13 protein-coding genes are annotated in these 23,667 nt (G+C 42.8%); 5 read left to right on the forward strand and 8 right to left on the reverse strand.

Annotated elements, in window-relative coordinates:
• Positions 1-734: 734 nt before the first annotated feature.
• The 3 genes from AB685_RS08280 to AB685_RS08290 form a co-directional block, all read right to left on the reverse strand.
• Positions 735-2,012 carry an ABC transporter substrate-binding protein gene (locus AB685_RS08280; RefSeq protein WP_047970116.1) on the reverse strand — a complete coding sequence of 426 codons (1,278 nt, stop codon included), beginning with the start codon at positions 2,010-2,012 and terminating at the stop codon, positions 735-737.
• Between the two features lie 81 nt (positions 2,013-2,093).
• Positions 2,094-2,921, reverse strand: a complete 828-nt coding sequence (locus AB685_RS08285) for a carbohydrate ABC transporter permease (protein ID WP_047970117.1) — start codon at positions 2,919-2,921, stop codon at positions 2,094-2,096.
• Entirely contained in the window at positions 2,921-3,889 is a 969-nt protein-coding gene (locus AB685_RS08290; protein ID WP_047970118.1) for a sugar ABC transporter permease, read from the reverse strand. Before AB685_RS08290 ends, AB685_RS08285 begins: the two co-directional genes overlap by 1 nt.
• Positions 3,890-4,219: 330 nt before the next feature.
• Between AB685_RS08290 and AB685_RS08295 the strand changes: the two genes are divergently transcribed.
• Together AB685_RS08295 and AB685_RS08300 are read left to right on the forward strand one after the other, a co-directional pair.
• Positions 4,220-5,848, forward strand: coding sequence for a diguanylate cyclase (locus tag AB685_RS08295; protein WP_047970119.1), 1,629 nt, complete (start codon positions 4,220-4,222; stop codon positions 5,846-5,848).
• A gap of 185 nt (positions 5,849-6,033) precedes the next feature.
• Complete coding sequence (locus AB685_RS08300; RefSeq protein WP_047970120.1) at positions 6,034-7,413, forward strand: Glu/Leu/Phe/Val dehydrogenase; 1,380 nt, start codon at positions 6,034-6,036, stop codon at positions 7,411-7,413.
• A 120-nt stretch (positions 7,414-7,533) separates the two neighbouring features.
• Here AB685_RS08300 and AB685_RS08305 read toward each other — a convergent pair whose 3' ends face one another.
• From AB685_RS08305 to AB685_RS08315, 3 genes are all read right to left on the reverse strand, one after another.
• Complete coding sequence (locus AB685_RS08305; protein ID WP_047970121.1) at positions 7,534-7,995, reverse strand: VanZ family protein; 462 nt, start codon at positions 7,993-7,995, stop codon at positions 7,534-7,536.
• Positions 7,996-8,421: 426 nt separating this feature from the next.
• Positions 8,422-9,492, reverse strand: a complete 1,071-nt coding sequence (locus AB685_RS08310; RefSeq protein ID WP_047970122.1) for an acyltransferase family protein — start codon at positions 9,490-9,492, stop codon at positions 8,422-8,424.
• Between the two features lie 154 nt (positions 9,493-9,646).
• Entirely contained in the window at positions 9,647-10,774 is a 1,128-nt protein-coding gene (locus tag AB685_RS08315) for a glycosyltransferase (protein ID WP_047970123.1), read from the reverse strand.
• A gap of 178 nt (positions 10,775-10,952) precedes the next feature.
• Here AB685_RS08315 and galE point away from each other — a divergent pair, with 178 nt between their 5' ends.
• From galE to AB685_RS29695, 3 genes are all read left to right on the forward strand, one after another.
• Positions 10,953-11,966: a UDP-glucose 4-epimerase GalE gene (galE, locus tag AB685_RS08320; protein ID WP_047970124.1), complete on the forward strand. Its 1,014-nt coding sequence runs from the start codon at positions 10,953-10,955 to the stop codon at positions 11,964-11,966.
• 196 nt (positions 11,967-12,162) lie between these two features.
• Entirely contained in the window at positions 12,163-12,699 is a 537-nt protein-coding gene (locus AB685_RS29690; RefSeq protein ID WP_053073759.1) for a competence protein ComK, read from the forward strand.
• Positions 12,700-12,998: 299 nt separating this feature from the next.
• The gene (locus AB685_RS29695) at positions 12,999-15,848 is read left to right on the forward strand and encodes an LPXTG cell wall anchor domain-containing protein (RefSeq protein ID WP_053073760.1); all 2,850 of its coding nucleotides are present in this window, start codon (positions 12,999-13,001) and stop codon (positions 15,846-15,848) included.
• A 532-nt stretch (positions 15,849-16,380) separates the two neighbouring features.
• Here AB685_RS29695 and AB685_RS08340 read toward each other — a convergent pair.
• Both AB685_RS08340 and AB685_RS08345 read right to left on the reverse strand, forming a co-directional pair.
• Positions 16,381-17,316: a DMT family transporter gene (locus AB685_RS08340; RefSeq protein ID WP_047970126.1), complete on the reverse strand. Its 936-nt coding sequence runs from the start codon at positions 17,314-17,316 to the stop codon at positions 16,381-16,383.
• Positions 17,317-17,697: 381 nt separating this feature from the next.
• Positions 17,698-23,451 (reverse strand): pullulanase, encoded by a 5,754-nt coding sequence (locus AB685_RS08345; RefSeq protein WP_082153561.1) that lies wholly within the window; start codon positions 23,449-23,451, stop codon positions 17,698-17,700.
• Between the last annotated feature and the right edge of the window lie 216 nt (positions 23,452-23,667).

Here is a 23,667-nt window from a genome sequence, read left to right on the forward strand (position 1 = left end):
TGCTTGAGCCTCCTCACAACGCTTCAGGGGTCTCAAGCTACCGCTACCTCCCGCAGGAGTCTCACGCCTTGCACTACAGTCAACAGGGTCAGCTGGTTTTACGTTTCAAACTACATTACCAATTAGTTAAAAAACAAATATATCTGTCGAATTTGGTTGAGTTTAAAAATACGATGTTTAAATCCTTAATTTTCTTGGCATCCTGATCATAACAGGCTCATTTCGTATTGTAGCTCTGATCTGATTGCTTTCTTAGTGAAAACAACCAAGATTAACCTACGCTATTACGAAAAGGGGCTTGTTTTGTTGAACGCATTTTAAGTAATCTTCCATACCTTAACTCTATTTAGGTTTACTGTTTAATTGTGCAGATCCTAGCTGTTGATTAGAGCACAGGGCGTAGACTCCTTAGGGAGGTAGAGCTTGGTGGAGACCCCGGAGACTTGCCGAGGCCACTGAAAAACTGAGAAACATATAGTATTTGATGGTCCCTAGCTGATGATTGGAGCAAATGGCGTAGACTCCAGCGGGGGAGTAGCGACAATCTTGAGACCCCGCAGCGTAGCGAGGAGGCTCAAGGTCGCCCCGCGGAAAGCGAAGCCCAGTGCGGAAATCACCAGCGGTGTCAAACAGAACCTACAAATCTTTTATTTTAATTATAGCAGAAAAGCATGCCCGCTAAGAGACATGCTTTTCAAAAGTTATTCATTCGGACACAGTGTGCGTGCCTCGTATTAGTTCAAGTTATCCCAAGTAGTCTGGAAGCGCTCAAGTACTGTGTCGTAATCGATTCGCCCAGCTGCATACTCCTGGATCGTTGCAGCAAACTCTTTGTTTGCTCCGTCCGGCCACATGAACCAAGTCCAAGGAACCGTTTTTTCTGCAGTAGAGTAGTCAAGAATGGATTGACCAAGGTCACCTAAACCAGCCGGCTCGATATTATCGAATGCAGGAATGAAGGCGAACTCTTCTGTGATGTAGCGTTGACCTGTTTCAGAGGAAACCATCCAGTTAAGGAATGTTTTCGCTTCTTCCAGATGTTCTGATTTATTGTTGATTGCCCAGTTATTCGGAACTCCAACAGGCAGGCTGTCTGCACTTGCATCATCATTGATAGGGATCGGTAGGAAGCCCATGTTCATGTCTGGAGAAATTTCATAGATCATGTTCTCCGTCCAATTCCCTTGTTGAAGCATCGCTGTTTTGCCGCTAGCAAATTGAGTTACTTGCGTGTTGTAATCTGTTGTTAATGGGTTTGCATTCCCGAAGTTGATTTCTGCATCAAGAACCTCTTTAAAATCTTCGAAATGCTTGTTTCCAACAATTTTCTCCGTACCGTCATAAAGACCTGCGATGAACGCTTCCGGATCTTCTTGCTGTGCAAATGGAATGTTAAGTAAATGTTGGCCAATTACCCACCACTCTCCGTAACCTGCAGAGAAAGGTGTAATGCCTGCCGCTTTCAATTTTTCAGCAGCAGCTTTCAGTTCTGTGATGTTTGTAGGAGCTTTAGAGATTCCAGCTTCTTCAAAAAGGTCTTTATTGTAGATAAAGCCATATCCTTCAAGGTTGACCGGCATTCCGTAAAGCTTACCGTCCTCAGAATCTGTCATTGGAACTTTTCCGATTGGCAGTACGTGTTCTACCCAAGGCTCTTCAGAAAGGTCAGCCAAATGCTCTTTCCAAAGCTCAAGCTCTTTGAATCCACCGTTGTTGAAAATGTCCGGTTGTTCACCGGATGCGAATTTCGCTTTCAATGCCGCACCATAATCGGCACCGCCACCAACTGTTTCAAGCTTCACTTTAATGTTCGGATGCTCTGCTTCAAATTCTTTAATCATTTCCGCTAATTGGTCAGCGATTTCCACTTTAAATTGGAAAAGGTTCAGTGTTACCTGGTCTCCATCACCGGAGTTGTTGCCACTGTTGCCGGATGAATTGTCGCTTGAGCAGCCTGCAAAAATCCCAACCACTAATGACAACGATAATAAAAGAAGTACTAAGCGTTTCATTGAATTGCCCCCCTTGTTTTAAATAAAAAATTTTATAGTAACTTTACAGAAGCCACATAAAGGCTGTGGCCCTTGCTAAGTCTACTTAACAGAACCTGCGGCAATCCCCTTGATGATATGCCTTTGTAAAAATAGGAAGAAAATGATGATTGGTGCGATACCCAGCATCAATGCTGCCAGCCCCATATCCCATTGTTTCGTGTACTGGGCGAAGAAGGAGCTTGTTGCAAGCGGAATCGTTCTTAGCTCTGCTGTCTGCAGTACAAGTAATGGCAGAAGGTAATCGTTCCAGATCCACAGCGTATTAAGAATCACTACTGTGACCGTAATTGGTTTGAGGAGTGGGAATACGATTCTCCAAAATACCCCGAACTGACTGCACCCATCAATTCTTGCCGCCTCTTCAATTTCCACTGGGACTGTTTTCACAAATCCGTGATAGAGGAAGAGGGACAGCGGCACGCCAAAGCCGAAGTACATGATCACGATTCCCGGAATGCTATTAATGAGGTTAAGTGCTCCTCCAAGCTTCATCAGTGGAATCATGACTGTCTGGAATGGGATAACCATTGCCGAAACGATGATTACAAATAGTATTTTACTAAACTTTCCGGGAGTGCGGACCATTTTCCACGCCGCCATCGAACTAATTACGACGATTCCGATGTTACTTAGAACCGTGATGATGAGCGAGTTCCAAAATGCTCTCGGGAATTGGATGATCTCCCACACTTTCGCATAATTGCTGAACAGGACTTCTGTCGGCAATGCGGCTGCGTCAATCAATATTTCACTAAAGCTTTTTACTGAGTTAATAATCACAAAGTAAAAGGGAATGAGGAAGATGATGGCAAGGAGTATTCCGAAAATCTCCAGCACAAAGGTCCGTTTCGTGTACTTCTGATCCATTATGCCTCAACCTCCCTTTTCTTTGTCGCCATTACTTGGAATGTCGTAAAGATCGCTACGACCACAAAGAAGATGATTGCTTTTGCCGTCCCAAGACCATATCGGTTATTCTGGAACGCTTCCTGATAGATGTTGATGGCCACCGATTGTGTCGAGTTGAATGGTCCACCGCCTGTTAAGCTCAGGTTCAGGTCGAATATTTTGAATGCCATCGCGATTGTCAGGAAGAAACAGATCGTAAAGGCCGGTAAAATCAATGGAATGATAATTTTTGTTATTAAGGTAAAGTTGTTGGCTCCATCAATTCTGGCTGCTTCCAGCAAGGAATTGTCCACTCCTTGAAGCGCTGCGATATAGATAATCATCATGTAACCGCTGATCTGCCAGGCGAAAACAATGACGATTCCCCAAAATGCGGTTGTCTCATCTCCAAGCCATGGCAGCTTGAAAAAGGAAAGGCCTGTAAGCTCACCTACAGATGCAAATCCTCTGACGAAAATGAACTGCCAGATGAAACCGAGTAACAGACCCCCGATGACGTTCGGGATGAAAAAGACCGTTCTCAGTATATTTTTCGTTTTCAGTGCTGCGTTTAATAACAGCGCCAGTCCGAAACCTATTACGTTACTGATGATAACTGCTGCGAACATGAATTTCGTCGTAAACATGAAAGAGTTGAAGAACACTTCATCATTTGTGAAAATTCTCTTGTAGTTTTGGAGCCCCACCCACTCAATGGTAGAACTGACCCCATTCCAAGAAGTAAAAGAATAATAGATTCCCATGAGGAACGGGATGATCTGGATTACTAAGAAAAAAATAAGTGCAGGCCCTACAAAAGCCGTGTACGTTAAAATACTCTTGAGTTTGGCTTTCCTTTTCGGATCACCCTTCACATCATGCAATTTCGTCCTGCCTGACGTGTTCGGCACAACAGGATCCACCTTAGGTTCTACTTTCGTCTCCATTTACTCACTCACCGCCTTTTTGTAAACGCTTTCCTACATTATAAATCGCTTCCACAAAATTTCAGGGTCACTCAATTGACACATTTGGGGTACTCGATTGACCGATGGACGAGGGCATTCGACACGAAGGCGGAAATTCCTTTGGGGGTCAGGCACCTTTTGTGGATTTTTTTTGGCCCTTCGACGGGAGAGGAGAAATTCCTTCTGGGGTCTGACCCCCCTTTTTTTGTTCTACTTATTTCTTTACAATCTCTAAACCTCCGTGAATATTCTGATATAATGGAAGAATATGCTTAATTAATTTAAATCCTTGTGAAAAGTAGGAGTACGATGAATATAAAACAGCATTTTTCATTGTTTTTCAGTCAGATGGCCGATATGGTCTTTTTGGTAGAATGGAGGAATAACGAATTATGGTACACAAGTGTCAATCCATCTGCCCAGCAGAAGCTTGGGATAGACATGGTGGGCAGAAGATTGGTGGATGTCCTTCCAGCTTCCGTTTATGCTTTATTGGTCGAGCAATATGTAAACTGCATAGAATCTAAGCAGCCGGTTACCTATTCGGATTTGAACCTTTTCGTAACCGATCTTCCCGCCTCTGAAACAAGTCTTACTCTTATAGAAGAGGATGAAAAAACGTACGTGCTTGCTATCACCAAAAACGTAAATGCGCTGAAAAAGAAGGCGGAGGATTATATATTCCTGGAGTCTTTGGTGGCAAATACGGTCGATGCCATGCTTGTCATAGATACCGATGGTTATATATTGAAAATCAATGAGGCCTTTGTCCGGCAATTTGGTTGGAGTTCATCCGAACTAATCGGACAATCTTGGGAATCGTTTTACATAACCCCGGATGAATTGAAAACGCAATCAATTGATACGCTGGCACTACTGATGGAAGCGGAGTCCGTCCCTTTCCAGGAGACCGTTCGTCTTACAAAAGAAGGAAAGGCAATCCACACCTCTGTCAGTTATTCACCCATCCTAAATCAGGAAGAAAAGGTAGTTGCCATCTCCATGATTTATCGCAACATCGAGCATTTAAAAGAGCTGGAAGAAAAGCTGGAGGAGAACAATGAAGCATACAAATCGTTATTCTCCTATCATAAGAATGCAGTTTGTATGGTAAATGAAGAAGGGGTTATCGAGAATATCAATGATGCCTGCATGACAATTACAGGCTTTTCTAAAGAAGTGATAATTGGCTTAAATATTGTGAAATACGCAAAAAACATAGTTCCTGAGCTTGATCTTGACAAGTCCAAGCGTGGAAAGGTAGCAAACTTTGAGCTCCTCTTTCCGGATGCCAATGGACGTGATTTATTCCTGTCAGTGACGAATGTCCCTATCATTGTAAAAGGTGTGGTCAAGGGGACGTATTTCATCGCACAAGACATTACGGAGAAACGAATTATTGAACAAGAAAGGGAAAAGCTGCAGGAACAGCTTACCTTCCAAGCCTATCATGATAGCCTGACAGAGCTACCGAATCGAAGGCTGCTGGAGGAAAAGCTGGAAAAATCTCTCGCAGACTCCGAAAGAGATGGAAGCATGCTTGCCCTGTTATTCCTCGACTGCGATCATTTAAAGAAAGTGAACGATACCTATGGACATGAAGTTGGCGACGAACTGCTCATCGCCTTCTCCAAACGCTTGGAAAAGTGCGTAAGAGAACTTGATATCGTGGCCCGACTAGGTGGAGATGAATTTGTTATCCTGCTACACGACATCGACAACATGACACAGGTGGACAAAGTGGCCGAACGGATTTTGACAACCTTGGAAAGCCCATACACCATCCAAGGGCACCTAATCCATGCCACCTCTTCCATCGGCATCTCTACCTACCCAGCCAACGGAGCAACCGTCAAAGAACTCTTCCGCAAAGCCGACCAAGCCCTCTACGCCGTCAAAAACGCCGGCCGCAACGGCTACCAAATCAGTAGGTTTTAGTGCGGTATAGAAGTAAAAGGGGTCTGACCCTCACTCTATTAAAGCGGCAACGCACTAATAAGAGCTCCCACCCTTTGATGAATGACTTCGTCCCCAAGCACCCTCGAGATAAACCTTCTCGAGGGTGCTTCTTTTTCTATTGTGTTATAATTTTTAGATAATACAGAGAATATGGAGGTTTTTTTATGATTAGCCAGACAAGAATGATTGTACAGGAGTCGTTGGATGCTTTGCTTGAGGATACCGCTTTTATACCGGAACTTGAGGGGGATTCAAGAAAACAGGCTTTCACATCACTCGGTGCAATCCTTTCCACACCAAACCATCTACATAAATCGTTTCTACGTATCGCGCTTGAGAATGGAAGCGTTGTCAGAATTCCCGCTTTCCGTGTGCAGCATAACAATGCATTAGGTCCTTATAAAGGAGGTATTCGTTTTCATGAGTCCGTGAATGAGGAGGAAGTCATCAACCTCGCCTCCCTGATGACATTGAAAAACGCATTACATGATGTACCCTATGGTGGAGGTAAAGGTGGAATAGTACTCGATCCACGCTCTTATTCCGTGAAAGACCTTCATCTGATCTGCAAAAAATACGTTCAATATTTCAGTGATATACTTGGGCCTGATAAGGACATTCCGGCTCCCGACATGGGATCTGGGGAGCGTGAAATGGACTGGATGATGTCAGAGTACAAAAGCATCCGGCCTGGGCAAGCCTATAAAGGTAGCTTTACAGGAAAAAGTGTCATTAACGGAGGTTCCTTAGGACGGCGCGAAGCAACCGGAAAAGGAGTTTATTTTACTTTCCGTTACTTGCTGCATGACTTTCTGCAGGAGCAACGGAAATTCCTTACCAACAATGAGAACGTCTTTGCCAAAACGGCACTGGAGTATGATGGAAGCCCTTTGACCATTGCCTTGCAGGGCTTTGGAAACGTAGGGTCGGTAGCTGCGCTTGAGGCTTACAAATGTCAGTACCTTCAAAATAAAGTAGTGGCTGTTAGTGACCGGAATGTCACGCTGTTTAACTCAGATGGACTCGATATTCCAGCATTGATAAAATTTGTGGCTCTGAATGGTGGCGACCTACCAATCAGCGAGAGTCAGCTGTTGGATGCAAATATCAAGGCAACCATTCAGGACAGGGGCGATGTATTGTACTTGGACGTAGACGTGTTGATTCTTGCAGCTCTTGAAGACCAGATCCACGATGCCAATAAAGAAAACGTGAAAGCCCGCATTATCGTCGAGGGAGCCAATGCACCAGTGACAAGTGAGGCCGACGAATATCTCAGCGCTAAAGGTGTCATCATCATACCCGACATCTTGGCCAACGCCGGCGGGGTTATCGTATCCTATTTAGAATGGATGCAAGGCCGAGAAACCCAGTTCTACACGGAAGACCAAGTGTACAAGCTTCTACTAGAGAAAATGAAAAACACCATGGACACCATCCTCCCCGCCTTCTTCGGTGACCCGTACCCACTAAGGCAAAACTGCTACATCCACTCCGTCATGAAGCTCTCCACCGTGCTTTATAGGCAAGGGAAGCTTTATTGAGGTAGAGTGTTAAAAGGGGTCTGACCCTCAGTTAGTTAAAGCACTAAAGAAAAAAGCCAGCACACAGTCCATTTGTGATCTGTGTGTTTTGGCTTTTTGATTTCTTCTTGATTATATAAATTATCTTCTACTCCTCCAACGCCTAACCAGCAAGTACAAACCAATGCCGACCAACGCACCAGCGCTGTCAAGGAGCACGTCACTTACTTGACCGATTCTGCCTGGAACAAAGAGTTGATGCACTTCATCCGAGATGGCATAGAGCACAGATATGGTAAATGCTAACGCAGCACTTTTCCCCAAGGTCACTCCACTTCTTCTTAATGCATTTAGGCTGAACAATCCAAGCAACAAGTAGGCAAAGAAATGCGCATTTTTCCGGACAAAATAACTTAGTGATTCTATGTTAATATTGGATTCCGGCGCAACCTGATCGACAAACACTTTAACGGCATCTGTAATCCCTCCGCTCAGGTTTGCTGACTGTTCGGCATGCTGGGCTGAAAGATAGAAAATGAGTGCCATCCAACCTAGAACACTACCCCAAGATAAAATCATCTCGTAAAAACTTCTCTTCTGCATACTTCTACTCCCTTAAAACTGTTAATATTTAACTAGACATTTCATCATTATAGCATACACCGCTCCTCCAAAAAACGAAACAACCAAACCGCACTTAACATCACAATCCGAATTTTCAGGAGCCGCCTACGAAAGGAGGAGAGCTCTCTATCTATAAGATGTTTAGTAGGCAGATGCCTACCGATATTTTTAACAGCGAGGACTGGAAATAGTTCTCGACAAAACATGTGGTGAAACAAACTATTTCCCGAGAAATCTCCATTATTTTTCGACAAAAAAAGACGAAGTGGAGGCAACCTCCAATCCGGCTTTTTTATGTGAGATATTGTAAATCTTAATATATTCTATAGTGAGAGACTCTAGCTAAGTCTTTTATAATAACAATAAAAGGAATTCTAAGAAAAATACAAGATTGGTGACAAGAGATTAGGAAGCACTAGACGGACTATTTCCCTTCAGCTTTGGAGCTTTACGAATAGGACCAACTATATACTTTCCAAACGGTAAAAGGTTTATGATCCTTGCAAGTAAAACGGAACCAAATACTCCTGCCAAAAATAATGTCAAAGCGTACCATTTAATGTTCATTTCCGGTAAGACAATGTTTATCAAATTAAATGACAGATAGTGAAGCAGGAATATCGGAAATGAATATTTGCTAATAAACATGATGATTTTTGGCACGGTTGGCATGTAGGAAAAAAAGTAAAAGAGTGCAAAGAAAAGGGACACCGTATAAAAAAGAATATCAAGTCTCACGGATGATAACAGCGTGTATGCCCCGGATGTGAAAATGCTGGCTAATAAATACCCTGTTATTCCTGTAGCTACGATCGAGAAGGGAAAAGCCCATTTTCTGTTCTCTTTTAATTCGTTTATATATCGTCCCGCATAGTAGGCTACTGTAAAATAGAATATCCAACCTATGAATGGCATTCTAATAAAAGGCAGCCACTCTTGCATGAATAGTGGGAGCAATTTCGTTTGATAGTTAGCAATATAGAGATAAGCAACGTTGATAACAAAAGTGATTGATAGCATGGTCCATGCAGATACATTTTTAAGCCATTTTATGTAAATCCAATGGATAACCATGAACTGCAAAATAATTACAATAAAGTATCCGTGCCACGCTCCTAGAAAAATATCATCCAGTATATCTCCTCTTACTTTTTCCAAGGACGACTTATTCACAAAAAATTGATACAAACCATATAAAAATGGAGTAAATATATAGGGTAGGAACAGGAACTTAAATCTTTTCTTAAAGAAATTATTTGGTAAAGCATCCGGATAAACCCTAGAGCTTATCACTTCAGAAATCAAGATGAACATCGGTGTAGCAAACATCAATAAAATTTGTATGGTTTGCAAAAGTTGGACGGTGCTACCAGGCACTTCATAATTAGTATATGTTCTTGTTAATGCATGGATAAATACAACACTGAGGCATGCAGTGGCCCTTATCCAATATATTTCATGTATCTGTTTATTCATGATGTACCTCCAATCAAATACTCTACATTTTAACATTCCTATTTTTTAAACTCCCTATGTAAAAGGATTTTTAATAATAATTAATGTAACAGCATAGGATCGACACTTATTTGTAAAATAAGAAACCCCAGAGATAATAACTCCGGGGTTTTGATTATTTATAAAGGTTTAAGTACTTACCGCCGATATTTCTCCAATTGAAGGGTTGAGCCCCTTTTAAACAACGATTTGATATTACTTGATAGTTATCTAAAATGGTATGAATGGTATCTGTGATCATCGCCTCACTATTGGGATCTACAGCATAGCCCACTTCCCCATCTTTATACATTCCATCCAACCCCTCCCCTTTGGCATAAATTACGGGAAGTCCTTTTGACATGGCTTCAATGTACACTAGTCCGAAAGTTTCTCTGAATGATGGCATGACAAAAATGTCCGAACGCTCCATGGTGTCAGCGATAACTGTTTTATCCGTAATATAACCGTGAAAGGTGACCTTCTCTTGAATGGACAATGACTTGGATAAGTCTTTACACTCTTGTTCAAGTGGACCATTTCCAAATACCTCTAATGTCGTATCAATCCCTTGTGAGTTAAGCAAGGCACATGTTTTGATGACCGTTTTTATATTTTTATTTTCGTCCAGAATACCCACAAAAACCAGTTTCAATTTATTTGTAGGAACTGATTTTTCTGTAGAAAGGGCATGTTCATGCCAGTAATCATCTATTCCATTCGGGATTATCAGGCATTTGTCTTTAATCCTGTTAAGTACTTTATCAGGTAGCAATTCAAACACCTTTTTCTGATAGGCATTAGAAATAAAGACTACATTCTTCGCATTCAGAAGGACTTTATACATGAAAGGACGAAGATGAACACCATATTTATAAAAGAAATTAATATCCGTACTTCTTACTGACACTACATAGTCGATATTGTACTTCTGGTGGATCTTATATGCTGATCCTCCATCGCTAAAAATGGTATGTGCATGAATGATGTCTATTTGATTTTTTGATAGTATGTCCTTTTCAATTTCCTTCATTTGTTTGTTGATTTTATGAAAAAACAAAAATTTGTCGTATGGCTTGATAATATTTTTAAAATGATAGTGAACCGTTTTGAAGTCCGGTGGTAATTGATTAACTCCTATACTATTGTTACTCTTTACTGGAATGAAAACATACTGTTCCATACCCTCAGTGGATAATTGCTTAAATAAATTCATATATAACTTATTCGTTATGTAGTACGAAGATAGGTGTAGTACTTTCATTAAATTAATCATCCTTTATCATTAAAGAGACATTATCTCATAGTTTTTTTCTATTCTATCATAATTTATACATAATGCACGGAATCAACTTTTCCTATATTATTACTTTAAAGCTGAACAGATTTCTATTATGATTATAACTGGATTAGTCATTTTCAAAAAATTGGAGGAACATAACATGGCAATTTTAGTTACAGGCGGAGCCGGCTATATCGGCAGCCATACTTGCGTAGAGTTGTTAAATGCTGGGCATGAAATCGTGATTGTCGATAACCTATCCAATAGTAATCATGTTTCGTTAGATCGAATCAAAGAAATTACTGGAAAGGAATTCCTTTGCTATGAAGTTGATCTTTTGGATAAAGACAGATTAGACAAGGTTTTCCGTGACAATTCAATAGATGCGGTCATTCATTTTGCAGGCCTTAAAGCTGTAGGGGAATCTGTGGAGAAGCCATTATATTACTACCACAATAATATCACCGGCACCATCTATTTGTGTGAAGTGATGCAGGAGCATGGGGTAAAAAATATCGTATTCAGCTCCTCTGCGACGGTGTATGGTTTGCCTGAAAGTGTACCAATTTTGGAGACATTTCCATTAAGTGCAACAAATCCCTATGGTCAGACGAAACTGATGATTGAGCAGATCATGGGTGATCTTCATGTGGCAGACCCGGAATGGAGCATTTCTTTATTGCGCTATTTCAACCCTATCGGTGCACATGAAAGCGGTCGAATCGGAGAGGATCCTAATGGTATCCCAAATAACCTAATGCCTTTTATTACACAGGTAGCAATTGGAAAACTTCCGCAACTTCAGGTGTTCGGAGATGATTACGACACTGTGGACGGAACCGGAGTACGAGATTATATTCATGTTGTGGACCTTGCGAAGGGTCACCTTAAAGCATTGGAGAAAGTTCTGAATGATAAGGGTGTTCATGCATATAACCTTGGAACCGGCAAAGGATACAGTGTATTGGAAATGGTAAAAGCTTTTGAAAAAGCTTCTGAAAAAGACGTCCCATATAAAATTGTCGCAAGAAGACCAGGCGACATAGGGGAATGTTATGCAGACCCGACCAAAGCCAAAAAAGAACTTGGCTGGTATGCGGAAAAAGGACTTGAAGAAATGTGCCAGGACTCCTGGAAGTGGCAAAAAAGCAATCCGAACGGTTATAAGAAATAATCCTTTGAAAAAGTGTCTGACTTCCTAGGGAGTACGGACACTTTTTCTATCCCCTCCTCCTTAAATTTCAACTTTCTTCTACAAATTATCGCAATTTTCTCAAAAATATATAGTAAATATTACCTATTTTACTTTATAATAGAAAATGTAGCGTTTTGTTACAATTATCAGGGGTATGGGAGGGATTTAGAGAACGATGAAAAAGGAGTTACATGTGGTATATCAATATCGAATTGGCCTTACGACGATGGCGTTGCTATCTCATAGGCACCCTCAATATCAGACACAGATAAAAGATATGGAGGGGGACTTTATGACTGATGACACAGCAAGAGAAATTCTGCATAGGGGTTGCCTGGATGACAGCTGTACGTATGACGGGCGCAGGATTGCCACGATTCATTTTACGAATTATATTCAAAAAACACCAATTCTTATTGACCAGGCGGAAGGAATCATTGCCATTCCAACGCATTCACCTGATCAGGAAACTTGCTGTTGGTTATTTCTTCACCATCTATCACATGTTGAATCTGTTTCCTCTACGAGATGTATAGTGGTCTTTAACAATCATGACCGTCTGGCACTCAACGTGTCGGCCATCACCATCTACGAACAGGTCAAAAAAGCCGCTGTCGTCTTGACACGCTTCTGTTCAAACAAACAGTTCAACTTCTCGTTAAACCCAAAAGTAAAACGTTCACGGAATGATAACAAGAGAAAGAAAGACTAGGATTTTCACCATGAATTAGTAAGATATTGCTGCAACCCAATCGTGGAGTAAGGTTACAACAATCTGTTACTAATATACAGGAGAGCCGGGTTCTTCTGCCAAATTCCTTGCGAGGGACAGAACCCGGTGTACTTTTCCCTAGCACATCCCTCTCCACCATTCAATTCCACTAAACCGCATACAAAAATCCATATTTTTCTATAAAATTACATAAAAAAGTAATTCTCTAAAACGAACTTTGGTAGTATAATCTTTCTGTTGGGTAAATTTCTATATTTCGAATTGGGGGATTGTTTTAGTTGAAAAGAAGTTTTTGGCTAAATGTAAGTGTTGTATTTACCTTGCTACTTTCATTATTAAGTCCTGCTGCACAGGCTTTTTCGGAAGGAACCGAAGAAGGAACGTCAAAGGTATTATTAAAGGAAGCAGTACCATCAGAGGATGGAAATGTTCTAGTTTGGGAGACTCATAATGAGGATCCTTGGTCTGGCAGTGACGAACAAATTTTTGTGTTAGTAAAAAATGGTGATGCAGTAGAAGTAGCTCCTGAGGAACTTGCTGATCAGGCTACAGAATCCACAAAAGTCTATACATATACAGACAAGGTAGATAACCCAACAGCTATCGAGTATGGTGTAGTATGGAAGAAAAATGGACAATCTTATGAAAGTAATACGCTTGCTTTGGATTTGGTGGAAACCACTCCAGAAGAACCAACAACGGACAGTTCTACGGAAACGACAGTAGAAACGGTAGTTGAAGATGAGTCTTTGGAAAATGAAACATCCTCTGGTGAGGAAGAGTCCTTGGAAAATGAAACAGCTTCTAATGAGGAAGAGTCTGTCACACCTGAAAGCAGCACCCCTTCCACTGCGGAAGAGGAAAACACCGTAGCCTCTGTGGAAGAAGTAGTCGGTGCAGAAGTGAATTTCGTGCCGACAGAAAAAGAGATTTATTTAAAGAATACCTTGATTGATGAAGACTCGGAAGCATTCCTGTTTCTTGATAAAATGTTCGTCAATGAGCATTCTTTTGCAGTCATGTGGTTTGGCTATGTCGATAAGAGTCTTGGAAGAATTTCAACGTACGAGTTGTACCTTAACGATACACTCATCACTTCAGGCGGACCTAGATTATCAGATTATGAGTTTACTAACTTAACACCTGAAACTGTTTATGAGGTCAAGGTGAAGGCTTTAAATAAAACGAATGATGTATTAGTCGAAGAGTCGTTGAAAATAAAGACCCTTCCTGCCCCAACCGGTAAAGTTGTGAAATTCGGGGATGCCAATTTGGCAAAGGCCATCCAAACCCAGATGAAACTGGACAGGGAAATCCACGAAACTGATATGGAACACCTGACCATGCTTGACGCAAGTTCCTTGGGTATCAAAAGCCTTAAAGGACTTGAGAAAGCGGTCAATCTAGAGGTTTTATTCTTATACTCTAACAGTATTCAGGATGTTACCCCGCTTGCCGGGTTGACGAAGCTTTTCCTATTGGATCTTGAAGACAATAAAATAAAGAACATCAGTTCCTTAAGCAAGTTAAACGAACTATATATTCTTGGTTTGGCGAACAATCCAATTAGTAATATCCAGCCCTTGGAAGGGTTGACAAGTTTGGAAGGTTTATTTCTGCACAATACGGAGATCAGTGATATTTCTGTTTTAGCAAACCTTAAGAACCTGACTTTTCTTACATTGGCAGACACAAAGATTGATTTCTTACCGGAATCACCTGTTTGGGTCCTGCTAAATGAGTGGAAGGAATCAGGAGTGTATGTGGACGTTCTGGAAGAGGACTATTTCGAGCCATTAGAATTATATTTTTATGGAATTACGGAACAAAGCATCTCTGTGTCCTGGTGGCATTATTCCGAAGAGGAAGATGACTATGAAAAAGAATACCTCTACAAAGTGTATGTAAATGGCACATTATATGAAGAAACCACTTTAACAGAATTGAATATATTGGGACTTGACCCATTGAAAGACTATATTATTAAAGTGGAAATGTATGATACGGATGGAACATTCATGTACGACACCTTTGATATGGCGCAAACTCTAGCACCACCATCAGGTGATATCGTCAACATTCCGGATGCAGGCTTGAAAGAAGCCATCCGTTATCAGTTGGGGCTTCATGCTCTAGATCGTGAAATTTACCAATCAGATATGGAACTCCTAGAGTCCTTACATGCTTCCTGGATGGGTATCGAAAAGTTGAACGGACTCGAGCATGCAGAAAACCTTTATGACCTGGATGTCAGTGAAAATGAAATCAAGGACCTTTCCCCTTTAAAAGGACTTGAATCCTTGGAATTTCTGACTCTATCAGACAACTTGATTACCAATATCAATCCGTTAAAAGGATTAAACATCTACTGGCTTGACCTTTCCTATAATCCAATCACAGACATTTCAGCCTTGAATGGATTACTTGACTTGCAAATGGTGAACCTCCATTACACAAATATCACAGATATCAGCGTCCTTCTTGAGCTTGACTATCTGTGGGAAGTTACTCTGTTTGGAATAGAAGGGTTAACATTTGAAGAAGGTTCCCCAGAGCTTGCTGTGGTGGAACAGTTGAGAGCAATGGGTGTCATTGTCTACCTTTCTGAGGAAGACTATTATGGGCCGGTTCCTTATACGATTGAAGTGGTGGATGTAACGGAAAGCACCATTGAGATTGAGTGGACTTACGAGTATGAGGAAGAATTTGAAATTGATTACTACGAAGTGCTTCTTGATGGTGAAGTAATTGATACTACTGATGAAAACTCCTATATCTATACGGATCTTGAAGCGGATACCAGTTATGAGCTTGCTGTTGTTCCTGTTGATTCAGCAGGAGATTGGTATGAGTATATCCCGATCACCGCTTCCACTTTACCGGCTGCAGAAAAGCCTGTGGAGGAAGAAGAGCCTAAAGAAGAAGAAGAGGATAAAGCACCAGTTGTGGTAAAACCGGTGGATAAAGACAAGAACAAAACCGATGAGAAGCCAGCTATAGATACGAAAAAAGGCAATAAGCTTCCTGTAACTGCTACTAACACATTAAATTACATCCTGATTGGATTGGCGTTGTTGGTGGTTGGTGCAGCAGGATTCTGGTTGGCAAGACGCAGAGCGGTGGCTTGAGGGCTGGATATTGTATGAGGGCATTCACTTAAAACAATAGGAGCCGGCCAGAGAGAAATCTCTGGTCGGTTTTTTTATGCATATTTTGGTAACACTCATACTTGTACTGAGCTGGGGTCACGTGGTGGAGATGGTGAAATTAGGGTACTTGTGTTACTTTGGTGGATATCGTCCATGTCGATATTTGTATTTTTTTGTCGGTTGGCATGTATTGGAGTGAGTTTGGACAGTAGACAGGATATCTCGGATCGTATTTTTAAAATTGCGACAGTATTCACCCTTCAACGGACAGTAAACAGGTGGTTTTGGACAGTAAGTTGTTTTGGCCTGCTTTTCAAGGGAGTATTCAAGGAAATACAGGGTACTGGAAAGCAACTTTGTGAGATTTGATTCAAAGTTGTTGCATAAAGAACGTTAAAAAGTCGTTCAGGCCATCTTTTCACTGCATTTTCCTCAAAAAAATGATAGTTAGATATGAGAAAGGTCCAAAATGACAATACTCGGAGGTGCCCAAACCTAGCTCAATTGCTTTTTATCTTCCAATCCCCCGCAGTTGGTTAACCGTTCCCTGCTCCCCAGATTCATTTTTCCGCTCCAAAGCCCCTGATCCCAGCAATACTCCTACCACAATGAGAAACAAGCCGATAAGATGAAAGTAAGTGACCTTTTCACCAAGCATAAAGACCGAGCCGATAAGCGCAAAGAATGGCGTGAAATTCAGAAAAATGGATGCTTCGGCGGGACCGATTTTTCCAATGATAAAGTTATAGGACATATGGCCAAGTGCGGTTGCTACTATTGCCGATGTGAAGAATGCCAACCATACTTTCCATGATATATCTGCAAACTCCTTTACAGCACCTGGTTCCGTTATGAGGCCAATAATCAACAGGACGCCCGCCCCAATAACCAGCATATAACCCGTCAGCAAACGAGGATCCAGGGTTTTAGCGAGTTTACTAATGAGGATGAAGCTGAAGGCCTGTGTCAAGATAGACAGGAACACATAGATGTCTCCGAGGTTGACTTCGGATACTCCATTACTTCCCACAAGAATCGTGACTGTGACACCAGCACCACCTAAAATAAATCCGATCCACCTTAGGAGATTTGTTTTCTTTTTAATAAAGACGGCTGCAATCAATGCGGTCAGGACCGGACCCGATCCCAAAATGATTCCAGCATTCGTGCCGGTTGTCCCTTTTAGACCAAGCGATAAAAAGTAGTGATGACAGACGACATTTAGGAATGCGCCGAGAAAGATGTACATGGCTTCCTTTTTAGTTGGTAGTCTGACCAGCTTGAATATCGTGAGAATTAAGAAGACAGTAAGGCCCGCTGTCATCACGCGAAATGCTGTCATGGTGACCGGACTCAAGTTCTCCACTAAAATTTTTACTAATGGAACGTTCGTGCCCCAGAAAATCATGATGACAAGAAGCGCTAGGTAGTATTTGGTGTTTTGCATGATTGACGGGCTCCTTAGGGGGAAAGATGCTTTTCCTTTGTAATTGGGTAAATTATTTCTCCATATGGTACCACACAGGGAAACAGACGTATAGTGGGGAAAGTCAGGAAATCATCTAAGGAGCCTAAAAACTAAAGGCTGTTTTCGTAAACTTTGTTGCTTTTTCGAAATTTTACTACAACCGTTATAATCGTTGCTGTCGTGCTCTTTTCCTAGCTGTCCAATATAAATTGCATTCCTTATTTAAAGTAGATAAACGGTAAAAAGTCCTAATGCCGCCTTTTTACTACCAATTAGCAACAATCTTTGAGAAAAGACCCAAACTAAAAAAGTGCCGGGAACTATATAAAAGTCCCCCACACTCTATAAAATCTACTTATTTTACTTACTCATTCCCACTTTTCTTCTTCCCATAAACAACACTCCACCCACCATCAACATCGCTACACCCAGCATAATGTAATTGAATGCCGAGGTTGCGGTTACCGGAAGCTTGTTCCCTTTTCCAGGGTTCTCTCCACCTTTTCCTGGTGGGGTTTTGCCGTTGTTGCCTTTGCCTTTACCAGGGTTTTCTCCACCCTTGCCAGGTGGCGTACCCGGGTTATTGCCGTTGCCATTTCCCGGCGGCGTGTTTCCATCACCATCTCCAGGAGTTCCGTCCCCATCACCCGGATCCGTCCCTTCCTGCTCGCCAACTCTCACCACAACAGTCGTCAACGGCTCAAGTGTGATGCCTTCCGCAGTCAGTTCATAACCAGTAGGCTCCGAAACCTCCACGACACCAGCTTCATCAGCATCGACCACTACCACACCATCTGTCAGGTCCTGACCTAACGTCAATGTTCTACTAGAAGTGTCCGCATTAACAAATGTGTAATACTCCACACCTGCAGTTGAAACACTGCGGAATGCAACCACAAGGTCCTGCTCCTTGATTTCAGGTGCGGTCACCATGGTTACGTTGGAGTCCACAAGTTCACGCGTACCAAGACGGAACGCATCCGTGGAACGACGTAGTTCGACCAAGCCTGTTGTGTACTCCCGTGTCATATTATTCACAGGGTATTTCTCTTCATCTGTTGCCTTTTCCCAGTCGACTCGGTTGATGATATCCGAAGAATCATAGGAATCGTGGATAAAATAAGGATAGGCAAACGGGTTACCTTCAGAATCCGCCATATACGTAGATTTGTAAGGTGCCTCAGAGGCAGGTGCTCTCCACTGCTTTGTGCGGCCATACTCTTGGCCTGCATGCAAGAACGCTGTCCCTTGCGACGTTAACACCATTGCATTTCCTATTCGAATTCGTTTGTGAATCTCTAAACTGTTCTCCGGCACATCCGGATCTTTTTTGATAGATTGCGCAATGACATCATGTAATGTTAGGTTATCATGTGCGGCAATGTATTGGACCACATCGCCCGGATCGTCCGCTTCAAAGTTGTACGGTTGTCCTTTGATGTTGTCAAAAATCTGTTGCACGTTACGCGCGCCGCCTGTGATGAAGCGTGGTTGCCCTTCGCTTCCAAAGCCTGATTTCAGCTCGTTACGGAATTCATCTGAAAAGCTTCCGACCGCTTCGGTGTCTTTCATCCATTGCTGGTCTGCTGCTTGAACCGGCTCGCCTTCATCCCCAGCAAATGTTACCCAGCCTTCCCCGATCATGACGATATTCGGGTTCAATTTTTTCGCTTCGTCAAAAGCAATCTGGATACTCTCTGCATCATGGTCACCCATCATGTCAAAGCGGAAGCCGTCCACTTTGTACTCGTCCACCCAATGCTTGATGGAATCTACCAGCACGCGGCGGGACATTTCATGTGTTGTACCAAGACGTCCGCCACCAAAGCTTGTTCTAGGCGTGCCGTCTGCGTCCATGAAGTGATAGTAGTTTGGTACAAGATCCTCGAAAATATGAACCTGTGCCGTGTGGTTGAACACCACGTCCAATACTACTCCCATGTCGCGCTTATGAATCTCGTTGATCAGATTCTTGAATTCTTTTATTCTCAGTTCCGGATCCTCTGGATTTTCTGAGTACATACCGGATAAAGAGAAATAACTGTGTGGATCATAGCCCCAGTTGTAGTTCGTCGCCGTTGAAGCATACTCCAGCATGCGTTCGCCAGACTCGAACTCGTTGCTGAAATAATAGCTCATCACCGGTAACAACTGGATATGCGTGACACCTAGGTCTTCAATGTAATCCAATTTTTCAACAAAAGAAGCAAATGTACCGAACTCTGCTTTCAGTTCTTCACCAATGTTCGGGTCAGACGTGAAGTCACGCACATGAACCTCGTAGATGATAGTGTCTTCGCGTTTCTCAAAGCCAGGGATGTCAGCATAATCAAGCTCTGGCCCGATGGAGCCGATATCCACAATCGCGGCTTTTCCAACCTTATCCCCCGCTTCGTTGTTCCATGCTGCCATTGATTTTGCATATGGATCCAAGGCAAGATTCGTTACATCACCATGCGTAATTTCATACTGGTAATAGTAGCCTTTTAAACTAGCTAAGCCTGTGTTTTCTTCAGATAGCTTCACAGACCAGACACCTCGGTCCCCTTTCACCATCTCAATCGTATCGACGATCTCTTTCTGGTCGTCCTTGTCATAAAGAACAACAGACACATTGTCCGCTTTTGGCGACCACACTTTCAATGTAGCCGTCTCGTCTCCATGTAATTCCGCTCCAAGTTTGCCATCATAAGCATACATTTCGTCAATCAGCTTCCAGCCTGATTTTACAGAAATGGTGCGGTCCCCATATGTCACAGTGAATGGAATTTTCCCCAAGTCAAACTCTCCATGAACGTGGACTGTTTTCTCCCCTTCAATGGTCACGTCCGTGAAGGTTACATCGTTCCTGTCTACATCCTTGATTTCTAACTGCTCTTTCAATTCCGCTAAATCCAAGCCCTCTGTTTTGGTAAAAGTAAGGGTAATGAGCTTATCGGAAAGGACCTCTCCGGATACAAGCCCTAAAGGTACCGTTCCATATGGGTTCGTGTAGACCTTATCCTCGCCCTCTTTTACAAATAATTGATTGTATTGTTTCAGCATATCAAACGTCATATCTCCCGATTGGTCCCCTGATTGCTTGTTCACAAAAAGGAAGCCGATTTTGTTCGCATCTTCTTTCAGTTTGATGTCGTAGTAGGCACCGTATTTGCCGATACCGGCAGCATCCGCGGCACCATTCGGCCAGCCGTCAGATGGGGACTCGACATCTTCCCAATTCCATAAGCCCCAGCCGTCATAGTCTGCGTTCGTTCTTTCATAGTGAATGCGGACTGTATTTTCTGGCAGGTCGGCAGGCTCGTATAAAAATACTTCGTCAAATCCTTGCTTGATCCATACTTCATTTAAGTCTGGACTGAACAGCTCAACACCTTTGTCGCCGCCATCCTTGTCTCCGTTTGTTCTGTTCAGGACAAGGAATCCGATATTTTGCGCGCCTTCTGCCAGCTCCACATCGACATAAGCACCATACTCCGTTACATTGCCGGCTTCAAACGGTGTACCACCTGATGGCCAGTTTTCAGAAGGTGCCGCCACGTCTCCCCATAGCCATAGACCAAGATTTTCGTAGCTGTTGTCTGAGCGTTGATAGTGAATACGAAGCGTGTTTTCACCGATTTCACCCGGCTCCGTAGGCTCTTCTTCAACAGGAGGGGCTCCGCCGTTCTCCACTTCAAGCAGAACGGTTCCCCCATCTTCCATCGCAGGAATTGTGAAGGTCACTTGTCCCTCTTCATTTGCCTGGTACGCTTGACCGGAATAATGGTCTGTCACCACAGCTTCGGAAGAACCAAAATTCAAGGTAACATCCTTTGTCGCAGCGGCCGTGTTTAAGCCAACATAAACTTCGTTTTCTCCATATGTGCGGGAGAATACCATGAATTTGTCACTATCAGATCCCGCCACTTTATCACGGTCCCCTTTAGCGAAAGTGTTTGGATTGTCATTACGGAAGGCCAGCACTTTTTTATAATGCTCTAGCACTTCGTTTCCTTCTACTTCATCCCAAGGCATGTTCTGGCGGTTATCGTAATAAGGGTAGTTCGCTTCACCTGGCAGGCCAAGCTCTTCTCCGTAATAGATGACAGGCTGACCCTTAGCCGTCAGTTGCAAAGATGCTGCCACCTGATATTTTCCAAGGTCGCCATTTACCTCTTCGTAAAAACGCCTCTCATCATGGCTTCCCAAAAATTGACCAAGGGTTGCTGTGTTGCTTAGTTTGCTGTTGCGTGCTTCGAGTTTCGTCTGCACTGCATCCAACTGCCCATTTGCAAAATCACGAGCATAAGTTTTGAACTCGAAGTCAAGCAACGAGTCCATCATCCCGCTTTTCAGGTAACCCAGGTCATTGTTGATACCGGCTCCCCACGCTTCCCCAATCAGCTTGTGTTCCGGCATCTCTTTTGTCAATGCATTCTTGAATGCCATCCATGTCGTGTTTTCAACATGCTTTACTGTGTCGACACGGAAATAGTCAATGGTGTTGCCTTTAGCTGTTTTGGACTTTTCAATCCAGTCTGTCTGCCATTGGACAACCTGTTCACGAACAGCAGATTCTTCTGTCAAAAAGTCAGGTAGACCAGCTAGTTCCGAACGTATGTCGCCAGATTCACTTACTTCACGAAGCATGCCGTCAAAACGTGCACGGTCCTCGTTCGTAGGGAAGTTAGCCACACTGCTACTGTCGCCAGCTTTCAAGCCGTATCCCGTATGATTCAGCACAACATCAACCATGATCTTCATTCCACGGTCATGCGCTGCGTCAATCAGTTGATGGAAGTCGGACATGGAACCGAAATGAGGGTTCAGCTCCCCGAAATTGTCCGCCCAGTAACCGTGATACCCGTAGTAAGGAGTATCCCCGTCTTCATTGTGTCTCACATCATATTTAATATTGTCAACAACCGGATTAATCCAGATGGTGTTAATTCCAAGCCCATCCAAGTAATCCAGCTTTTGCGTAATCCCATTAAAATCCCCGCCTTGGTATGTACCGGACTTGGATGTGTCATATTCGATACCATGAGGGTCATTGTTGGAAGAGTCCCCATCAAAGAATCGGTCTGTCAGCATAAAATACACAACAGCCTCATCCCAATCGAAATCTGCTTCTTCACCAGTGAAAGTGCGTGCTTTCACTTCAAGCTGCACAGATCCCTCGTGTCGGTTCCCGAACTCATCGATAGCCGTAATCGGAAGTGTTTTCACACCAGCCGTTACTTGCTGGTCGACTGCCACTGTAAGTTCCTTCAGTTCAGGGTCGATTGTCACTTTCTCTTTTCCACCGATTTCGTATAGATTAATGAAAAGCTCTCTTGCCTTCGTATCCGTCTCTGTTTTCAAATCAACCGTTACCACTGCATTTTGATTGTAATCCACATCAGTTGGAGCAACCGAAGCTGTCACATCGAGTTCGGATGTGAGGTGCTCGACAACCGATTTCCCATCAACCGTATTATATGGATCGGTAATTTCCGCTGTCTCACCATCCACTGTCACAAAATAAGTGTATTCATGCTCGCCAACCGGAAGATCGTTCACCTTAAAGGTAAAGCGTTCGTTTATTGGCTCGGCTAGCATTTCGTACTTTTCACCAAGAATGGAAAGCTCGACTTTCTCGACCTTGTCCATTTCACCTGTGGCATACAGGTCTTTATCACGGAAAAAGAACTCTGCGCTTCCATCAGCTAAAACAGGTCCACTGCCATCTGGAACCTGCACAAACTTTTCTTGCCCGCTTGTAATATGTGCTTTGGTGATGGCATCGTTTTGATTTACCGTTATCGAACGGTCCCCATCATAGTCCTTTTCTTCCCAATCCCCTTTACGGACAATAAAGCCCACTTTGTCCGCTGTTTCACTCACAGTGATGTTGGCATACGCCTTTCCATCCTTGAATTCCGTAAAGTCTATCTGGTCATCCTTTACACCAGTCCCCCAGACCCACAGATTCCAGCCCTCATACTCCCCATCAGGCCGCTCGTAGCTAAATGCAATATGTTTGTCCCCAGTCTCGGCTACCGCTGTTGCCGGCAAATAGCCTGCAAACATGGAAACAACAAGTAGAACGGAAAGCAAAACAGCCATTCCCCTTTGAAACCTTCTCTTCATAACCCTTGCCCCTTTCGTTACATGTTTGACTCAATTTACTAAAATGCGGAAGCGTTTGCACAATAATTGCAGAGAAATCTAGTTGTGAAATCGTTTGCGCAATGTTGCACATGAAAGATTTCCTAACTAGTAAACTATGTAGATACATGAAAACGCTGCCAACCTATCTATAAATAAAGATACTATGAGTTTTCTAAATAATCAATAACTTTATGA

Source organism: Bacillus sp. LL01, assembly GCF_001037965.1.

Bases quoted from the DNA above. Each gene is read 5' to 3' on its own strand.
- AB685_RS08280 (WP_047970116.1), bottom strand. From the start codon at position 2,012: ATGAAACGCTTAGTACTTCTTTTATTATCGTTGTCATTAGTGGTTGGG.
- AB685_RS08285 (WP_047970117.1), bottom strand. From the start codon at position 2,921: ATGGATCAGAAGTACACGAAACGGACCTTTGTGCTGGAGATTTTCGGA.
- AB685_RS08290 (WP_047970118.1), bottom strand. From the start codon at position 3,889: ATGGAGACGAAAGTAGAACCTAAGGTGGATCCTGTTGTGCCGAACACG.
- AB685_RS08295 (WP_047970119.1), top strand. From the start codon at position 4,220: ATGAATATAAAACAGCATTTTTCATTGTTTTTCAGTCAGATGGCCGAT.
- AB685_RS08300 (WP_047970120.1), top strand. From the start codon at position 6,034: ATGATTAGCCAGACAAGAATGATTGTACAGGAGTCGTTGGATGCTTTG.
- AB685_RS08305 (WP_047970121.1), bottom strand. From the start codon at position 7,995: ATGCAGAAGAGAAGTTTTTACGAGATGATTTTATCTTGGGGTAGTGTT.
- AB685_RS08310 (WP_047970122.1), bottom strand. From the start codon at position 9,492: ATGAATAAACAGATACATGAAATATATTGGATAAGGGCCACTGCATGC.
- AB685_RS08315 (WP_047970123.1), bottom strand. From the start codon at position 10,774: ATGAAAGTACTACACCTATCTTCGTACTACATAACGAATAAGTTATAT.
- galE (WP_047970124.1), top strand. From the start codon at position 10,953: ATGGCAATTTTAGTTACAGGCGGAGCCGGCTATATCGGCAGCCATACT.
- AB685_RS29690 (WP_053073759.1), top strand. From the start codon at position 12,163: ATGAAAAAGGAGTTACATGTGGTATATCAATATCGAATTGGCCTTACG.
- AB685_RS08340 (WP_047970126.1), bottom strand. From the start codon at position 17,316: ATGCAAAACACCAAATACTACCTAGCGCTTCTTGTCATCATGATTTTC.
- AB685_RS08345 (WP_082153561.1), bottom strand. From the start codon at position 23,451: ATGAAGAGAAGGTTTCAAAGGGGAATGGCTGTTTTGCTTTCCGTTCTA.